General features: G+C 71.5%; 13 protein-coding genes. 9 read left to right on the forward strand and 4 right to left on the reverse strand.

Features of this window, described 5'->3' with window-relative positions:
* Positions 1 to 21 precede the first annotated feature (21 nt).
* From AQJ11_RS14355 to AQJ11_RS14365, 3 genes are read left to right on the forward strand one after another with little or no spacing between them, the layout of a single operon-like run.
* Positions 22 to 1,329, forward strand: a complete 1,308-nt coding sequence (locus tag AQJ11_RS14355; protein ID WP_059263303.1) for a cytochrome P450 — start codon at positions 22 to 24, stop codon at positions 1,327 to 1,329.
* Positions 1,330 to 1,375: 46 nt separating this feature from the next.
* The gene (locus tag AQJ11_RS14360) at positions 1,376 to 2,134 is read left to right on the forward strand and encodes a thioesterase II family protein (protein WP_237280737.1); all 759 of its coding nucleotides are present in this window, start codon (positions 1,376 to 1,378) and stop codon (positions 2,132 to 2,134) included.
* A gap of 57 nt (positions 2,135 to 2,191) precedes the next feature.
* Positions 2,192 to 3,460: an MFS transporter gene (locus tag AQJ11_RS14365; protein WP_237280738.1), complete on the forward strand. Its 1,269-nt coding sequence runs from the start codon at positions 2,192 to 2,194 to the stop codon at positions 3,458 to 3,460.
* Positions 3,461 to 3,600: 140 nt separating this feature from the next.
* Here the strand turns inward: AQJ11_RS14365 and AQJ11_RS14370 are convergent, their stop codons facing one another.
* The 3 genes from AQJ11_RS14370 to AQJ11_RS14380 form a co-directional block, all read right to left on the reverse strand.
* Complete coding sequence (locus AQJ11_RS14370) at positions 3,601 to 5,070, reverse strand: M28 family peptidase (RefSeq protein WP_244218234.1); 1,470 nt, start codon at positions 5,068 to 5,070, stop codon at positions 3,601 to 3,603.
* Between the two features lie 340 nt (positions 5,071 to 5,410).
* The gene (locus tag AQJ11_RS14375) at positions 5,411 to 6,583 is read right to left on the reverse strand and encodes an ABC transporter substrate-binding protein (protein WP_107120829.1); all 1,173 of its coding nucleotides are present in this window, start codon (positions 6,581 to 6,583) and stop codon (positions 5,411 to 5,413) included.
* Positions 6,584 to 6,689: 106 nt separating this feature from the next.
* Positions 6,690 to 7,676: an AraC-like ligand-binding domain-containing protein gene (locus tag AQJ11_RS14380; protein WP_059263304.1), complete on the reverse strand. Its 987-nt coding sequence runs from the start codon at positions 7,674 to 7,676 to the stop codon at positions 6,690 to 6,692.
* A 227-nt stretch (positions 7,677 to 7,903) separates the two neighbouring features.
* Between AQJ11_RS14380 and AQJ11_RS14385 the strand changes: the two genes are divergently transcribed.
* The 4 genes from AQJ11_RS14385 to AQJ11_RS14400 all read left to right on the forward strand — a co-directional run bounded on the left by AQJ11_RS14385 (position 7,904) and on the right by AQJ11_RS14400 (position 13,529).
* On the forward strand, positions 7,904 to 8,509 hold the full coding sequence (locus AQJ11_RS14385) for a sulfite oxidase-like oxidoreductase (RefSeq protein WP_059263305.1): 606 nt from the start codon (positions 7,904 to 7,906) through the stop codon (positions 8,507 to 8,509).
* Positions 8,510 to 8,511: 2 nt separating this feature from the next.
* Positions 8,512 to 9,234, forward strand: a complete 723-nt coding sequence (locus AQJ11_RS14390; RefSeq protein ID WP_059263306.1) for a ferredoxin reductase — start codon at positions 8,512 to 8,514, stop codon at positions 9,232 to 9,234.
* A 28-nt stretch (positions 9,235 to 9,262) separates the two neighbouring features.
* Positions 9,263 to 9,535, forward strand: coding sequence for a DUF6510 family protein (locus tag AQJ11_RS14395; RefSeq protein ID WP_014670476.1), 273 nt, complete (start codon positions 9,263 to 9,265; stop codon positions 9,533 to 9,535).
* 163 nt (positions 9,536 to 9,698) lie between these two features.
* On the forward strand, positions 9,699 to 13,529 hold the full coding sequence (locus AQJ11_RS14400; RefSeq protein ID WP_244218235.1) for a S8 family peptidase: 3,831 nt from the start codon (positions 9,699 to 9,701) through the stop codon (positions 13,527 to 13,529).
* A gap of 188 nt (positions 13,530 to 13,717) precedes the next feature.
* Here the strand turns inward: AQJ11_RS14400 and AQJ11_RS14405 are convergent, their stop codons facing one another.
* Positions 13,718 to 14,722: a helix-turn-helix transcriptional regulator gene (locus AQJ11_RS14405; RefSeq protein ID WP_014670479.1), complete on the reverse strand. Its 1,005-nt coding sequence runs from the start codon at positions 14,720 to 14,722 to the stop codon at positions 13,718 to 13,720.
* Positions 14,723 to 14,858: 136 nt separating this feature from the next.
* Between AQJ11_RS14405 and AQJ11_RS14410 the strand changes: the two genes are divergently transcribed.
* Both AQJ11_RS14410 and AQJ11_RS14415 read left to right on the forward strand, forming a co-directional pair.
* Entirely contained in the window at positions 14,859 to 15,296 is a 438-nt protein-coding gene (locus tag AQJ11_RS14410) for a hypothetical protein (RefSeq protein WP_244218236.1), read from the forward strand.
* A gap of 37 nt (positions 15,297 to 15,333) precedes the next feature.
* A complete protein-coding gene (locus AQJ11_RS14415; protein WP_208616510.1) occupies positions 15,334 to 16,095 on the forward strand; it encodes a class I SAM-dependent methyltransferase in 762 nt (253 codons plus the stop codon).
* The last annotated feature ends 9 nt before the right edge of the window (positions 16,096 to 16,104 follow it).

Here is a 16,104-nt window from a genome sequence, read left to right on the forward strand (position 1 = left end):
CCCCTGGAGAGAGCGAGACCGATGAGAATCAGCACCCCCCACCCGGGCGGCCCCGGCACCGGCATCGATCTGGACACGGTGGACCTGTTCGACCCCGAGCTGTACGCCGTCGGCGACCCGCACGCGATCTGGACGGTCATGCGGGAACGCGCCCCGGTGCACCGCCAGACCCTCCCCGACGGCCGGTCGTTCTGGTCGGTGACGAAGTACCACGACGTCAACGACGTCCTGCGCGACCACACCCGGTTCACCTCCAACCGCGGCACACTGCTGTCCATCCTGGGCGGTACCGACCCGGCGGGCGGCAAGATGATGGCGGCGAGCGACCCGCCCGTGCACACCGCGATGCGTGAACCGCTGAACAAGGTGCTCTCGCACCGGGCCCTGAAGTCCCGCCAGCCGCAGATCCGCCGGGTGGTGCACCGGCTGCTCGCCCCGCTGCTGGACGGGGGCACCTGGGACGTGGCCGCGGCCGGCGCCGGCTTCCCGATGGCGTTCACCGGCACGCTGATGGGGCTGCCCGAGGCCGACTGGCCACGGCTCACCCGGCTGACCACGATGGCCGTCGCCCCGGAGGACCACGATTTCCGGGAGAGCGCCGGAGACAGCACGCTGACCGCCGCTCACCACGAGCTGTTCGCGTACTTCTCCGGCCAGGTCAAGCGACGCGTCCGGCACGGTTTCGCCGAGGACGACCTGATCGGCTTCCTGACGGAACTGGAGGCCGGCGGCAGAAGGCTGCGCCACGACGAGATCGTCTACAACTGCTACAGCCTGCTGCTGGGTGCCAACGTCACGACGCCGCACGCGATCGCCGCCACCGTCCTCGCGCTGATGGAGCACCCCCAGGAGTACCGGCGGCTGCTGGCCGATCCGTCGCTGACGACCGGCGCGGTCGAGGAAGGGCTGCGCTGGGCCTCGCCGGCGAACCACTTCATGCGCTACGTCACCCAGGACATCACCCTGCGCGGCCAGGAGTTGAAGGCCGGGGACGCGGTGGTGGCCTGGCTGGGTTCGGCCAACCGCGACGAGGAGGTCTTCCCCGAGCCGTTCCGCTTCGATGTGACCCGCTCCCCGAACCGCCACGTGGCCTTCGGATTCGGGCCCCACTACTGCATCGGGGCGCCGCTGGCGCGCATCGCGCTGCGGCTGCTGTTCGAGGAGATCGTCGCCCTCGTCGAGGCGTTCGCTCCCGCCGGCCCCGTCGAGCACCTCACCTCCAACTTCGTGGCCGGGATCAAGCGGATGCCGCTCACCGCGACCCTGCGCGAGGGCGCCGCGCGGACCCTGGCCGAAGCCGTCGCGGCGGACGGCCCGGTGCCGGCCTGACGCCCACGCGGCCCTTCCTCCCACCTCCGAGAAAGCGATGTGGTCCATGCCTCCCGGCAGCCGCCCGAACAAGATGCTCCTGCGTCCGCCGAAGCAGGACAGCAGAGCGAGGCTCTTCTGCTTCCCGTACTCCGGCCTGGGCGCGTCGATGTACAACAAGTGGCCCGACCAGGTGGACGGGGTGGAGATCTGCCGCGTGCAGCCCCCGGGCCGCGAGAACCGCTACCGCGAGCCCCACTACGGCACCTACGAGGAACTGGCCGAGCAGGTCACCGAGGCGCTGCTGCCGCACCTCGACCGGCCCTTCGCCTTCTTCGGCCACTGCGGCGGCGCCTTGCCGGGGTTCGCCACCGCACTGCACCTGGCGCGCGCCGGGCTGCCCACCCCGCACACGCTGTTCATCTCCTCCCAGGTCGCTCCGCACGACGGCCCCTTCGGGCGGTTCCTCCAGCTCACCAACTCGGAACTCGCCGTCGAACTGGCCGAGTTGACGAGGGCCATGGGGGGTACTCCCAGCCCGGACATGATCCAGATGAGCCTGCGTGTCCTGCGGGCCGACATCACCGCCAACCAGCGCTACCACCTGACCGAACCGGTACTTCTGCCCTGCGCCGTCCACGTGATCGGATGGAGCGAGGACAAGGAGATCCGCCCGGAGCAGATGGGCGGCTGGCACGCGTACGCGGAAGACGGGCGGTACGCCGAGACGACTCTGGAGGGCGGCCACCACGCGTTCCTCGACGCTCCCTGCGAACTCCTCACCACACTGACGGAGCGCCTGTGCTCCGCAGAGCCGTTCGGGTGAGCACGTCACCTCTCCCAACGGCTTCAACTCACCCTGTGAACGGCGGACTCTGACCACATGCCCCTTCCCCCTACGACCGCGTTGACCCATGTCCCGGGATTCCGGCGCCTGTTGACCGGACGGACGCTGTCCGTGCTGGCCACCTGTCTCATTCCCACCGCATTGACCCTGGCGGTCATCCACTCGACCGGTTCGGCGGGCGACCTCGGACTGGTGCTGGCCTGCGAACTGATCCCGCAGCTGGTGCTGCTGCCGATCGGCGGAGTCCTGGCCGACCGGCAGCCGCCCCAGCGGGTGGCGTTCGCCGCCGACCTGGTGCGCGGCCTGGTCCAACTGGCCATCGGTATCGAGCTGTTGGCCGGGACCGTGAACATCCTCCACCTCTCGGTCCTGTCCGTCATCACCGGCGCCGCCGTCGCCATCGGCACACCCACGGTCTCGCCGCTGGTGACCGCCGTGGTTCCGCCGGAGGCCCGGCTGCGCGCCAACAGCCACCTCGGCACCGCACGGGGCATCGCGCTGGTCGCCGGCCCCGGCATCGTCGGAGTCATGGTCGTCACCATCGGGGTGGGCTGGTCGTTCGTACTGACCGCGGCGCTGTTCCTCGTCGCCGCCACCACCCTGGGCGGCCTGAAGGTGACCCGGCACGAGCGCCCGGCCGGCCACAGCACCTTCCTCAAGGACCTGGCCGAGGGCTGGCAGGTGGTCCGTTCGCACCGCTGGTTCTGGACCAACCTCGTCGGCCACGGCATCTCCAACCTGACCGCGGGTGTGCTGATGACGCTCGGTCCGCTCATCGCGGTCCGTGAACTGGGGGGCGACACCTCCTGGGTCATCACCTACCAGTGCGGCATGGTCGGCATGCTGCTCGGCGCCTATCTGGCTCCCAGGCTGTCCATCCCACGGCCGCTGGTCGCGACCTCGCTCGGCGGCGCCGTCTTCGCCCTGCCGCTGCTCACGTTCGCGGTGCCCGCTCCGACCGCGGTGAACGCGGCGGCGTACTTCGTGGCGATGCTCGGTCTCGGCATCCTGAACACCGTGTGGCAGACCGTGATGCAGCAGCAGTTCGAGCCGCACACCCTGGCCCGCGCGGACTCCTACGACGCGCTGCTCTCCTTCGCCGCACGCCCGCTCGGCCTGGCCCTGGCCGCCCCGGTCGCGGCCACGACCGGCAACGCCGCCGTCCTGGTGGTGGCGGCCGTCCTGGTCGGCGCCGGCAGCCTCGGTCTGCTGGCGCTGCGCGAGGTGCGCACGATGGGGTTCGTCACCCATGAGGAGACCGTGCCCGAGGCGGTGACCGCCGCGGAGACGGCGGACGACCACTGACCGCCCCCGACGGGGCCCCCGGCACGGCACCGGTGGTCGCACCCTGACGGTCCGCCCGCGTACAGCCGCGGGCGGACCGTCAGGTCATTCACCTGGGGGCGTGCCGGGTCGCCGTGGCCGTCCCCGGGCCGCGCCCGTCCTCACTTGCCGTTGACGTCCGAGGTGTCGACGGCGAAGCGGCCGACCGCCCAGGCCATGGCCCGGCCGTTCTGCTCGAAGATGGTCCTGTTGACGTTGGCCAGCGTGTCGCACGCCTGGTGGTAGCAGGGGTCGAGCATCTCGCCCACCGTGCCGCCGAACACCTTGGCCTGCTCGGGAGTCTTCACCGCGTCGGAGCCCGCGTTGACCCCGCCCGCCGGGATGCCGGCGGCGATGAAGGGCGAGTGGTCGGACCGGCCGTCCAGCACCAGTCCCGCGGTCGGCAGACCCCGGTCGGCGAAGTACCCGCCGATGAGCCCGGAGATCCGGTCCGACCCCGCCGGGCCCGGACCGTCCGCGGTCTGGCCGTTGTAGACCTGCCGCAGGAAGTTCGGGGAGCCGATCATCTCCAGGTTGAGGTAGAGGGCGGTCCCGCTCCTGTCCGCTTCGTTCAACTGGTCGACGTAGTACTGGGATCCGGAGATCCCCTTCTCCTCGGCGGCCCACCACGCGAACCGGACCCGGTTCTTGACGTGCTTCCAGTACGGCGCCATCTGCACCGCCGTCTCCAGCAGCATCGCGGAGGCGGCCGCGTTGTCGTTCATGCCCGGGGTGGTGTCCACGCTGTCGATGTGCGCGCCCATGACCACGGTGTTGTCCGCACGGCCCGTCGGGGTGTCGGCCAGCAGGTTGTAGGTCTTGGTCATCTTGTTCCGGCCCCGCAGATCGACGTTCACGGTGACGGGCCCCGCCGCGATGTCGGATTTCAGCTGCTCGGCCTCGCCCCGGTTCAGCGTCGCGATCGGGATACGGGCGTCCTCCGGCGGCACCATCCGGTAGCGCAGGTTCAGCTGGGGGTTCGGGGCGTTGACGTTCATGAGCACGGCCACCGCGCCCATCTCCGACGCCGTGATCTGCTTCTGGGTGATGAAGCAGTCGTTGACGTCGACCAGGACGATCTTGCCCTTGACGTCCTGGCCGGCGTAGTCGTTCGCCGTACAGCCGGTGGACTTGCCCGACGGGACCACGACGGGGGCCGTCAGTCCGCCTTCGGGTGTGGAGATCGAGAAGCGCGCGATGATCGGCGTCAGCGTCCGGGGATTCGGCGCCGTGACCGACGCCTTCTCCGAGAAGATCTCGTAGTCGAGGAAGGAGAACTCCTGCCGCTTGACCTTGTAGCCGGCGGCGGTCAGCGTGCGGGTCAGGTACTGCGTCGACGCGTCGTACCCGGGTGAGCCGTCGGCCCGGTGCCCGCCGTTCGCCGCGGTGGCCTCGGATATGGCCTCCAGGTGACGCCAGGCCTTCTCACCGGTCACGGCCTGCGACATCTTCTTGGCCAGGATGTCCGCGGGCATGTCCGAGACCCCGCTCCGGTCGGGGAGGGACCAGCCGGTGAGAAGCAGAACGGCCCCTGCGGCCAGGAAGGCGCGGGCCCGGATGTGTAAACGATTCCGTCGCGGAAAACTCGTCATGAAACGGTCGGCTCCTTTTCGTGTCGCATGCCCCGCCCGCGGAATGGGCCGAGGCCCGGCAGAGGCGACCGGAGGAGAGTTCGGCGGGATTCGGGGCGGGGAGAAGCCGCACGGGGACGTTTCCCCGTGCACACCCGTGCCTGGACCCCCGTGCCTGTACCCCCGTACCTGCGCCCCCGTGGCTTGCGCCCGATTTCCCGGGACATCTGCACGTTCGCCGCGAGTGCGACGTTCATCCGTACGACTGTTCGAGATCGGGCGCTAGGACCATACCCTGTGGTACTTGAGTAACTCCTGAGGAAGAAGGGGTTGGCTCGATCCCTACGGTCCTGTCTGTTTTTCAACCAGTGCGGAGGACGCGGAAGCGACCGGGCTGCGCCGGATCCCGGTCGACGACTTGGATGGGTGCCCCGCCCCACTGCCACACGCTGATGCCCGGCACACGGGAGAACCGGATCGGCCCGCGGGTGCCTTCGACCGCGACGCACGGCCAGGAGGCGGCGGTCCGCGTCCGGTCCGCACCGGAAGAGCGCAGCACACCGGCGAGGACGGCGACCGTGTCGTAGCCCTCGAAGGCGACGAAGGAGGGTGCTTCGGCCAGCCGCTCGCGCAGGGACGTCCCGACTCGTGCGCCCAGCGGGGTCAGGCGTTCGGGCAGGTAACGCAGGAACGGGATGCCGGCGCCGTCCTCACCCAGCGACGTCGCCCATCCGGCGAACTCCGGCTGCCCGGCCGGAGCGCCGATCGTCATCCCGGCGAGGCGCCGGTCGCGGCGGACGGACTCGACGATCGGCACCGCCGGCTCCGGGTGGCCGACCAGGAGGAGCAGGGCCGTAGCGCGGTGGTCGGCGAGTTCGTCGCACACTGCCGCGGGGGTGAGCGCGCGCATGTCGAGTTCGACGACGGTGCCGCCGTACGGAGCGAGGCGGTCCCGCAGCACGCGTGCCCCGGATGCCCAGTACACACTCGGCTCGGTTGCCACGGCGATGCGGCTGTGCCCCTCGCTGAGGAGGAAGTCCGCGTACAGCCGCCAGCCGCGGGACTGCGGCGGGGCCAGCCGCGCGACCCATGGCGTCGGCTGTTCGGTGAGCGCGTCGAGAACCGCTGACGAGCAGAGGAAGGGCAGGCCGAGGGCGTCGGCCCGGACGGCAGCCGCGCGGGCGACGACGCTGTGGTACTCCCCCGCCACGGCGGCCACGCCCAGACCGGCCAGTTCGTCCACGGCCGTCGCGGCCCTGCGGGGATCAGCCGCGGTGTCCCGGACCACCAGCTCCAGTGGTCTTCCGACGATCCCGCCGGCGTCGTTGACATCGCGCACGGCCAGTTCCAGTCCGGCGAGCAGGTGCCGGCCGGCCTCGGCCCAGCCCGGCCGGGTCAGCGGGGCGAGCGCGCCGATCCGGACGGGTGATCCGCCCGGTTGCCGTTCTCCCGGGTCGCAGAGCGGCAAGCCCTGGTGGTGCGCGTCCGTCTCGTCTCGCCGTGGCCGGCGCCCCCGGGTGTCCATGCCGGGCATTGCATCCACCGCTGCCGCCGACCGGCAACCGGTTTTCCTTCGCCGGCCCGCACGGCCTGTGTGTCCGCCGGGCCGCGCGAACCGGCCCCGGGCCACCGGGCGGGCCTCAGGCGGCCACGTCTTCCCCTGGCCGCCGTGCGTCCGGCAGCCCGTGCACCAGCCACTCGCGGGGTGTCATCCCGTAGGCGTCGCGGAAGGCACGGCTGAAGTGGGCGGCGCTCACGAAGCCCCACCGCCGCGCGATGACCGCCACTCCGGTCTCCAGTGCGCGGGGGCGGAGGAGGTCACGGCGGCACCGCTCCAGGCGCTGCGCCCGGATCCACCCGGCCACCGTGGTCCCGTCCTGCTCGAAGATCTTGTGCAGGTAGCGCACCGACATGAAGTGAACGGCGGCGATGGTGCGCGGGGAGAGGTCGGGGTCGGCGAGGTTCCTCATGATGTGGTCCTTGACGCGCACCAGGGTGGCGGCGGCCGTCGCCGAGTGCGGCCGGGACAGACGGCCGCGGCGCTCGTCGACGAGCAGGGCCAGCAGGTCCAGCGCGGTGACGGCGAGCCGGCGGCCGACGGCGTCGTCGACGTCGGCCGTCACGCGCGCCAGGCCGGCGACGTACTGGGCCAGGACGGCCGCGCTCCCCTCACTGCCGGTGAAGGTGGTCGCGGTCAGCAACCGCAGGTCCTCGTGCCGCACGGAAAGCGCTTCGCGAGGAAACTGGAAGGAGGTGAAAGCGAATCGTTCGTGGAGCGTCTTCCTGAACGCGCGGGAGGAATCCGAGAGGGAGAACTGGCCGGGCCGGACCACGCATTGCCGCCCGTCCTGTTCTTTCACCGCGGTACCCCGCTCCTGGAGCGTGAGGATGACGAATTCCTGATCCTCGCCGGTTATCAGGCGGCTGCTCCGCGTCACCGTTTGCGGCCCCGCCTGGACACGGGAGATCCGCAGGACACCGAGCCGGTCGCTGACGATGTCGCCGGGTGACGGCTCCTCCTCAAGGAGATCGACACCGAGCGGTACGAAGGTGTTCGTCACCGCTTCGTGCCAGCGCTCCACCCGGTCGGCGGCGGACAGCTCCGCGGTGGACACAATGACGGGCATCGATCTTCCTCCACAGGTCGTGCGGTGAACAGGAGGCTGCGGCCGGCATGGGGCCCACCCTGACCTGTGATGGCCGGAATGTCCACCCCTGGGCGGGTCATGTCCCTGCCCGCGCTCTTCCAGCGGTTCGGCCCGGTCCCGGCCCGAGTGGTCGAGCCACCGCCGTGGTCCGAGACTGGAGGAAGACCCCCCTTGCTCCTCCGGCGGCGGGTCATATCGCTCAGGAGATGACGTTGACTTCCTTCTCACCCGGCTTCCGAGGGCGACCCCGCGCTGTGACGGAGCGGCTGCCGCCCGGCCAGTATCCGACCGAGTCGTTCCCCGTCCTGTCGGCCGGTCCCACTCCGCGGGTGCCGACCGAGAACTGGTCGTTCACCGTCACCACGGAGCTCGGCGAGACGCGTAGCTGGACCTGGGACCAGATGATGGCCCTGCCCCAGCAGGACACGGTGGCGGACATCCACTGCGTCACCCGCTGGTCCAAGTTCCACACGCGCTGGCGCGGGGTGTCACTCGACGCCTTCCTCGAAGGACTTCAGACGACCGCCGAACACGTGGTGGCCGACAGCTACGGCGGCTACACCACCAACCTTCCGCTCGCCGACCTTCTCGGCGGCAGGGCATGGATCGCCCACACCTACGACGGCTACGCGCTCTCACCCGAACACGGCGGGCCGGCGCGGCTGCTGGTCCCGCACCTGTACTTCTGGAAGTCGGCGAAGTGGGTGCGCGGACTGCGGCTCACGCACGAGGACGACCCGGGCTTCTGGGAGTCCGCCGGTTACCACAACTACGGCGACCCCTGGCGCGAGCAGCGTCACTGGGGCGACTGACCATGGCTCTCGCCTGGCTGCCGGCGCGGCTGGTCGGGCGCCGCGCGCAGAGCGCGACCGCCCGCACCCTGGTGTTCACCGTGCCCGGCCGGCCCGGCCACCTGCCCGGCCAGCACGTCGACGTGCGTCTCACGGCCGACGACGGTTACCAGGCCGTCCGCAGCTACTCCCTGGCCGCGCCCGCCGACGACGACCGGCTGGAACTGGGCGTGCAGGCCGTGGCCGACGGTGAGGTCTCGCCCTACCTGGCCGACCACCTGCCGCCGGGCGAGGAGGTCGAGGTGCGCGGACCGCTCGGCAACTGGTTCGTGTGGCGCCCGGAGCAGACCGAACCGGTGCTCTCGGTGGCGGGCGGTTCCGGTGTCGCACCGCTCATGTCCATGATCCGCGCCCACCGCTCGGCGGGCTCGCGCGGCCTCTTCCAACTGGTGTACTCCGTGCGCGATCCCGAGGACGTCTGGTACCGGGAAGAGCTCGCCGACGGCGGCCCGTTCCTCGACATCCGGTTCATCCACACCCGCCGGACCCCGCCCGGCGCCTCCCGCGCGCCCGGCCGCATCACGGCGGCGGACCTGCGGGAGCCGACGGCCCGCCTGGATCCGGTGAGTCCCGTCTACGTCTGCGGTTCCACCGGGTTCGTGGAGACCGTCGGCGACCTGCTCGTCGAGCTGTTCGCCGGCCAGGGGAAGGAACCCGCGACCATCCGCACCGAACGCTTCGGCTGACCTTCTGCTCAGGACAGGGGAGATTCTCATGTCAGACCCCGCCGCCTTCCTCGACGGCAACAGTCTTGCCGGTCCGTTGTCGGAGATCCTCTCCGTGGAGCCCACCACGGCCTGGTGGCGGTGCCCGAACTGCCGGCGGTCCGGGACCCTGGCGCAACTGCACCTCTACGGCCCCGAACCGGGGATGACCGCTCGCTGCCCGGGGTGCGCCTATGTCGCGCTGCGCCTGGTCAAGGAGGAAGACCACATCTGGCTGACCCTGGGCAGCGGCAGCGGCGCCTTCCGGTTCCGCACCGCCTGAGGGGCGGCGCGGCGGCAGGACCCGCGCGCGGCCAAGGAGCTCCCGCGTGTCGCCGTTGGGACATGTCGCAGCTGTGACACCGCATGCCCGTGACAGGTCCGGCCTTCTCACCGAATGATTTCGGACAGTTGTGATCTACGACTGTTCGAAAGGTGTTTCCCCGATGGCAAAGTTCCGCCCCATGGCGGTGATATCAACAGGGTTGATACTGCTCGCAGGCGTCGTACCCACCACCGCCGTGGCGCGGACGGCGGCCGGCGGTACCGTCGCTCCTCCCGCGTCCGAGGCGGGGGCTCGGTCCACGACCGTACGGCTGATCACCGGGGACCAGGTGACCGTGACGTCGCTGCCCGGCGGACGGCGCACCGCGTCGGTGCGGCCCGGCCCCGGTCGCGAGCACATCCCCTTCCAGACGCTCGAAGAGGACGACAAGTCGCTGACCGTGCTCCCGTGGGACGCCGAGGGCCTGGTGTCCGCGGGCGCACTGGACCGCCGGCTGTTCGACGTGACGGCGCTGATCTCCCAGGGCTACGACGAGGCGCACACCTCCGCGCTGCCGTTGATCGTCTCCTCCGAGCCGTCCCGGAAGGGGGCCAGGGTCACCGCCGAGGCGGCACGGGCCGCGGCGGCCACCGCCGACCGGCTCGTGGCGCTCAACGCCCCGGGGACCCCCTCCCGGAACCTGCCGAGCATCCACGCGCGGTCGCTCCGGGTCGCCGACCGCCGACTGGGGGCCTTCTGGAAGACGTTGAACCCCGGCGGCAAGACCGGTGTCGCCCGTGCCGCGCTGACCCCCCGGGTGTCGCTGGACGGCAGGGTGAAGGCCGTGCTGGACCGCAGCACCGCGCAGATCAACGCCCCCACCGCCTGGAAGGCGGGGGACGAGGGCCAGGGCGTCAAGGTGGCCGTGCTCGACACGGGCGTCGACGCGAGCCATCCCGACCTCGCCGGCCGCATCACGGAAGCCGTGGACCTCTCCAACAGTTCCAACACGGACGACCACTTCGGGCACGGCACGCACGTCGCCTCGATCGTCGGCGGCAGCGGCGCCGCGTCGGGCGGTACCCGTCGGGGCGTGGCGCCCCGGGCCGACCTCCTCATCGGCAAGGTCCTCGGCGACGACGGCTACGGCTCCGAGTCGGCCGTCATCGACGGCATGCAGTGGGCGGCGCGCGAACACGCCAAGGTCGTCAACATGAGCCTGGGGTCCGGGTCTGCGACCGACGGCACCGATCCGCTCAGCCAGGCCGTCGACTCCCTGACCGCGTCCAGCGGGGCGCTCTTCGTCGTCGCGGCGGGCAACGAGGGGGAGACGGGTCCCTCCAGTGTCGGCTCGCCGGGTGCGGCCGACGCGGCGCTCACCGTGGGGGCCGTCGACCGTGACGACTCCCTCGCCCCGTTCTCCAGCCGCGGCCCGCGCCTGGGCGACGGCGCGGTCAAGCCCGACGTGACCGCCCCCGGAGTCGGCATCATCGCCGCCCGCGCGTCCGGCACCACGCTGGGCGACCCGGTCGACGCGCACTACGTCGCCCTGTCGGGGACCTCCATGGCCACCCCGCACGTCGCCGGCGCCGCCGCGCTCCTGGCCCAGCGGCACCCGGACTGGGACGCCCAGCAGCTCAAGGACGCGCTGATCAGCACCGCGCACACCGTGCCCCACACCCAGGTGACCGAACAGGGCGGCGGCCGTATCGACGTGGCCACGGCCATGGGGCCCGTCAGGGCCAGCGGTTCCGTCTCCCTCGCCCCGCTGACCACCGGCGGCTCGGGAGGGCGGCAGCAGTCGGCCACCGTTCGCTACACCAACTCCGGCGACCGCCCGGTCACGCTCTCCCTGGCCCTCGGCCTGGCCACCGCATCCGGGCGCGCGCTTCCGGACGGGGTGGTCGGCCTCGGCTCCGACACGGTGCGGCTCGCCCCCGGCGCCACGGCCGAGGTGCCGCTGAGCACCGACGCCCGGAACGCGGTCCGCGGCACCTACTACGGGTACCTCACCGCGAAGTCGGCGGACGGCGCCGTACTCACCCACACCACCGTCTCCCTCGCGGTGCACGCCCCGCGGCACCGGCTGACCGTGTTCTACCGCGACCGCGACGGCAAGGTGATGCCGGACTGGTTGCCCACGATCTGGGGCCCTGACGGATTCGTGGACTACACGGACAGGCAGGCCCACGTCGCCCTCGTGGAGGAGGGCACGTACTACGTGAGTTCGGCCTTCTACGACATGACCGATCACGGCGGCGAGGCGGGCACCGTCGTCGTCCCCGAGGTCAAGGTCACCAAGGACCGGACGGTGACGCTGAACGCCGCCGAGGCCACCCAGGTGCACATCCGCACACCGCGCCCGGCCGAACAGCACGGCATCCTCAGCACCACCGTGTACCGCCGGATCGACGGTCACGGACTGGTCCAGGGAGTCATGTACTTCGACGACGTCACACGCCTCTACGTCAGCCCGACCTCCCGGGTGACCGACGGCGCCTTCGAGTTCTCCTCGCGCTGGCAGATGGTGGCCCCGCAACTGCGGGCGAAGGTCTCCGGCGGCTCCCGGGAGTTCGTCCCGTTCTACGAGCCCGACTCCTCCGTCTTCCCGGACCGCGGCGCACGGCTGACCGCCGTGGACGCGGGCACGTCGTCGGCGCCCGACTTCCGCCGGGCACGCGGGAGACTCGCCGTCGTACGGTACGACTTCTCCGTCACCGAGCCGGAACTCGCCCGGTCCGCCGCGAAGGCCGGGGCCAAGGCGCTGCTGATGGTGTGGCCCCAGGAGCAGGGCAGTGCCTGGACCCGGTGGCAGCCGACCGGTGACCGGACGGCTCTGCCCAGCATGCGGGCCTCCTGGAAGGACGGCACCGCCCTGCTGAAGCGCGTCGAGAAGGGCACCACGACGGTCGCGTTCTCCGGCACGGTGCGCAGCCCGTACCTGTACGACGTGATGCAGGTGTCGAAGGGCTTCGTCCCCAAGCAGGTCGTGCACACCGTCTCGGAGCGGGAGAGCGCCGTAGTGCGCAGCACGTACACCCGCACCGGTGCCGCGCTGTGGGCCAGCGAGCAGCGTTTCGGGTGGCGGCCGTACCAGGAGACCGCGTGGAACCAGTACAGCCGCTACGTCCCGGTGGGCCGGGAACGCGTCGAGTACGTGACCGGCGGGGACACGCTGTGGAACCACGTCGTGCACCACGACGTCGTCGACGTCCCCGACCTGCCGCTGGCGGCCGGCATGCGGAACGCGCCGCGTACCTACCGTCCCGGCGGGCACGTCACGGAGACGTGGTTCGGAGCGCCGGTCCGTCCCTCCATCCCCCGCGGCTGGACCCGGCCGTCGGTCCGCACCGGCGACACCCTGACCGTGTACGTCCCGGAGTTCACCGATTCCGACGCCGGCCACTGGTCGTTCGCGGAGAGGAGTGGCTTCGGCGTCGGCCGGGCGTCCGCCGCCGACGACGTCGCGTCGGCGGTGCTGTACCGGAACGGCGAGCGGACCGCGGTCTCCGACGACGGAGCGTGGGGCAGTTTCGAAGTGGCCCCGGGCGATGCCCGGTACCGGCTGGACCTGACGACCGCCCGTGTCTCGGACGACTGGCGCCTCGGCGTGCGCACGCGCACCTCGTGGACGTTCCGCTCGGACACCACGGCCGATGCCGCCCCGCTGTCGCTGCTCCAGCTCGACTACGACGTACCGGTCGACGCGCAGGGCGCCGTGAGCCGGGCACGCGCACAGCGACTGGGCCTCACCGTCCGCATGCAGGACGGCATGGCCGCCCCGCGCGGCGTGCGTCTGAAGGCCGAGGCGTCGTACGACGGCGGGAAGACGTGGACCACGGCGCGCACCGAACGGCACGGCGACGGCCGGCGGTTCACGGCCACCGTGGAGCGGCCGTCGAAGGTGCGCGGTGACGCTTACGTGACGCTCCGCGTGACCGCCACGGACTCCGCAGGCGACAGCGTGCGCCAGACCGTGGAACGGGCGTACCTGCACCGCGGTACGGCGTGACGCGCGGACGACGCTGACCCGCTCGTGCGGTCAGTCGGCGCGGCGGGTGCCATGCCCATGGTGGGCCCGGTACCCGCCGCGCCGGTGCAGGAGCGGGACGACTCCACCGTGGCGTCGATCGGCACCCGCCCGGGAACCGCGTGCCCACAGTGCGCGTACCGGCGTCCTGGGCCTCCGGGCGGGCCTCTTCACAGCCAGCCGCGGCGCGACGCCTGCCAGGCGAGTTGCATACGGGTCACCGCGCCGGCGCGCTCCATCATGCCCTGGATGCGGCGCTGGACCGTCCGGCGGCTCAGCCCCATCTGCGAGGCGATCGCCTTGTCGGCGACCCCCGCCACGAGCAGCGACAACAGCTTGCGGTCGGTGGCCGAGAGCGAGTCGCCGGGGCCGGCCCCGTCGGTCCCGGCGAGCGTGCCGGTGCCGTCGATGTCCAGGGGGACGGCGTCCTCCCAGTAGCGGTCGAACAGGGCGAGGAGGGCCGCGAGCAGGTTGCTGTCCCTGACCAGCGCCGTGGTCGGCTCTTCCGGGCTGCCGTGCGGCCCACCGGCCACGAGGGGGAAGACGGCGACGGAGCGGTCGGCGATGGCCAGGCGCAACGGCAGGTGCGGTACGGCACGGGCCACCTCGCCGGCCCGTACACCCGCCACGACGTTCTCCAGGGCACCCTCGTCGTCGAAGAACGCCTTCTCGTACAGCACTCGGTAGCGCACGCCCCGGGCCAGCGCCTCGAACTCCTCGGCGTTGGTGCCCGACGGCATGGCCACGTACTGGGCCTTGCAGAACCACAGCATCTCGTGGCGCGCGCCCGACTGAATCTGCCGGAGCTGCTGGCGCAGGGCCTCCGCCCCGGTGATCACCTCCAGCAACTGGCCGGCGTCATGCCTGCGCATCGTCTCCCGATAGGACTCGATGAGCCGTGCGGCCTCGAACCGGGCCAGGTCCAGCGCGTCGGCGCTGCGCTTCAGCCGGGGCAGCAGCGCCACCTCCGGCGGAGCGGGACGGAACACCCGGGGCGTGCCGTCCGTATGGGTGGCGAGGCCCTTGGCGACCAGTGAGTCCAGGATCCGCCCGGTCTCCGCGCCGGTCAGGCCGGCCCGCTGGGCGATGTCCTCGCCGGTGGCCCGACCGGACGTCACGAGCATCTGGTAGAGGGATTCCTCCTCGGGCGAGACGCCAGCCACCTCCAGCGCCACGGACGCCTCCCGGAATCTCGGAATCCAATGGTTGAAGATCGTACATGGGGGTGCGGGGGCGGCGCGTGGAGCACGTACGGGGTGAACCGGCACGGTACCGGGCCCGCCACCGGTCCGAGGCCGTGCAGGGGAACCCGTGGGGATCACGAGCGGTGCCGGTACCAGCCTGGTGGCCTGCCCCGTGGACACCGGCGGGTACGCGGGCCCTGAGGCGGAGTCGGAGTCGTTCCGAACCGACCCGCCGCCCGAGCACCTGAAGGCCGGGGACGTCTGCCGGGTCGGAGTGGTCGCCGACCCGGCAGTCCACGTCACCGCCGCCGACCACCACGACCCGCCCCTGGACACGGGCTGGCTGCCGCGTCCCCGGCTGACCGCGAGCGTGCCGCGCCGCGGCCTGTCCTACCGGGAGTTCCCGGACGAGAGCCACCTCACCGGCTCGGGATACGCCATCGACGGAGAACGGGATACCGTCGACCGGCTCCCACCAGGAGACGGCCCGGCACTGGACGTCCCTCACCGGCGCCCCGCCCACGCCTGCGAGTGCTGTGACCGCATCGGTTCGCCAGGTCGGTGACGGTCGAATGTTCGGTGCCGGGGGCGATGATGAGGGTATGACCGCCAGTTCTCGCGCCCAGTCCTTCGACGTAGCCGCGGCTCAGTACGCGGCGAGCCGGCCTTCTTACCCCGCCGCGCTCTTTGACGGCATCGAGGAGTTCGCGGGCCGTCGTCTGGCGGGCGCCCGGGTCGCGGATGTCGGCGCGGGCACCGGAATCGCCAGCGTGCTGCTGCGGGAGCGGGGTGCTGATGTGATCGCCGTCGAGCCGGGTGAGGCCATGGCTGGTGAGTTCCGTCAGGCGCTCCCGGGGGTGCCGGTCGTACGGGGTGACGGTAATGCTCTGCCGCTGGCCGCGGCTTCCTGCGACCTCATCACGTATGCCCAGTCCTGGCAGTGGACCGACCCTGGCCGGTCCGTCCCGGAGGCATTGCGTGTCCTGCGGGCGGGCGGTGCGCTGGCGATCTGGTGGAACACCACGGCCTTCGACGTGCCGTGGATCCGCGAGCAGCACGGGCGCATCGCGCACCACTGCGGGGTGAAGCCGAGGTCCGCCGTGCGCCCTTCGGACGACGACGCCATCCGGCTGGCGGGGCTGACAGGGCTACGGGTTGCGCGCCGTCAAGTGCGCTGGAGCCGCACCGTCTCCTTGGACACGCATCTCGCCAACATCGGCAGCCGCTCGGCATTCCTCGTCCTCGAAGAGGCCGACCGCCAGGCGTTCTTCGTTGATGAGCGTGAGCGGCTGGTCAAGATTTTTCCTCGCTATGAGGTGGAGGAGACCTACGTGGTCGATCTCCTGGTCGCACTCCGTCCCTGACGTCGTGCG

This window comes from Streptomyces corchorusii, from assembly GCF_001514055.1.
GTDB lineage: Bacteria > Actinomycetota > Actinomycetes > Streptomycetales > Streptomycetaceae > Streptomyces > Streptomyces olivaceoviridis.

Coding starts and splice junctions, on each gene's coding strand:
- AQJ11_RS14355 (WP_059263303.1), top strand. CDS start 22: ATGAGAATCAGCACCCCCCACCCGGGCGGCCCCGGCACCGGCATCGAT.
- AQJ11_RS14360 (WP_237280737.1), top strand. CDS start 1,376: ATGCCTCCCGGCAGCCGCCCGAACAAGATGCTCCTGCGTCCGCCGAAG.
- AQJ11_RS14365 (WP_237280738.1), top strand. CDS start 2,192: ATGCCCCTTCCCCCTACGACCGCGTTGACCCATGTCCCGGGATTCCGG.
- AQJ11_RS14370 (WP_244218234.1), bottom strand. CDS start 5,070: ATGACGAGTTTTCCGCGACGGAATCGTTTACACATCCGGGCCCGCGCC.
- AQJ11_RS14375 (WP_107120829.1), bottom strand. CDS start 6,583: ATGCCCGGCATGGACACCCGGGGGCGCCGGCCACGGCGAGACGAGACG.
- AQJ11_RS14380 (WP_059263304.1), bottom strand. CDS start 7,676: ATGCCCGTCATTGTGTCCACCGCGGAGCTGTCCGCCGCCGACCGGGTG.
- AQJ11_RS14385 (WP_059263305.1), top strand. CDS start 7,904: ATGACGTTGACTTCCTTCTCACCCGGCTTCCGAGGGCGACCCCGCGCT.
- AQJ11_RS14390 (WP_059263306.1), top strand. CDS start 8,512: ATGGCTCTCGCCTGGCTGCCGGCGCGGCTGGTCGGGCGCCGCGCGCAG.
- AQJ11_RS14395 (WP_014670476.1), top strand. CDS start 9,263: ATGTCAGACCCCGCCGCCTTCCTCGACGGCAACAGTCTTGCCGGTCCG.
- AQJ11_RS14400 (WP_244218235.1), top strand. CDS start 9,699: ATGGCAAAGTTCCGCCCCATGGCGGTGATATCAACAGGGTTGATACTG.
- AQJ11_RS14415 (WP_208616510.1), top strand. CDS start 15,334: ATGACCGCCAGTTCTCGCGCCCAGTCCTTCGACGTAGCCGCGGCTCAG.